We start from the raw sequence: 1,029 nt of genomic DNA on the forward strand, positions 1-1,029 counted from the left end.
TTGCTGACCCAGTCGTTTGCGACACTGCCGTTACCATCCACAAACGCCACGTGCGTCGCACCAGCATCCATCGACACCGGCGACGACACGCCGGAGGCCGACCCGCCGATTGACAGCCCGGGGTAGTAGACGCTCAGGATCGACTGCCAGGAGTGGCCGGCGAGGGCACAGTTCTGCGACCCCCACTGGCTGAGCGTATTGGGGTACCTCGAAAGACCGGTGCCGCACCCCTCTGACGAGCTTCCGGTGAGCGTCGCCTGGTATGACGCCTGGAAGACCGAGCCGTTCTTGGTCATGACCGAGTTCCAGGTCGACTGGACGGCAGAGCTGGTAGCGGAGATGGCGCTTCCGGGGATGTACCGCTGGTAGTTGATGGAGTCATCGACGTTGTAGCAGGACCCGTTGTACGACCCGCCTCGCCAGTGGTTGACCCAGTACCACGCGTAGGTCTTCACCGCCATCGCACCGGCCTGCAGTGAGGCGGGCTGCCAAGAGGTGACCCACTCACTGGGCAGAACGTCCTTGACGTATTCCTGGAACGGCACGGTGCTCACGCCGATCTCGGTACCCGGCACCGGTGCTCCGACGCTGGTGTGCTGCGCGTATCGCAGCACCCGGATGCTGGAAGGCGGGGTCGAGTCGGACGAGTAGCCGCCGCAGTTTCCGGTTGCCGCTGCGGCATCGGCGACACGCGGAGTGGACAGAAGGGATGACGGTGCGACCTGGCCGCCGACCGGCTGCGGCTGACTCGCCACGTTCGGCATGGCGGACGCGGCGGTCGGCACCGCCATTGCGAAGCCCAGGACCGCCATCGTCGTGACACCACTGAGCGTAAAACGTAGACCACGTATGACAGACAATTTGGATTCCTCGTCAAGGGGCCGCGCCGGCCGAGCGGATCGGCCGGCACGGTGGCTATGGGTGTGAGGTGGGTGGGGTGGTGGTTAGCGGCTGGTGCCACCGAGGCCGGCGGGGCCCTGCCAGGCGCCGTTGCTGACCCAGTCGTTTGCGAGGTTGCCGTTGTTGTCG

1 protein-coding gene is annotated in these 1,029 nt (G+C 65.7%); it reads right to left on the minus strand.

The genetic code is table 11. From position 1 onward, the window contains the following. On the minus strand, positions 1-812 hold an 812-nt coding region (locus tag ACIPK4_RS40135; RefSeq protein ID WP_402322925.1), incomplete at its 3' end, for a SpoIID/LytB domain-containing protein. Positions 813-1,029: the final 217 nt, after the last annotated feature.

Source organism: Streptomyces sp. NPDC086989 (assembly GCF_044745505.1).
Lineage (GTDB): Bacteria > Actinomycetota > Actinomycetes > Streptomycetales > Streptomycetaceae > Streptomyces.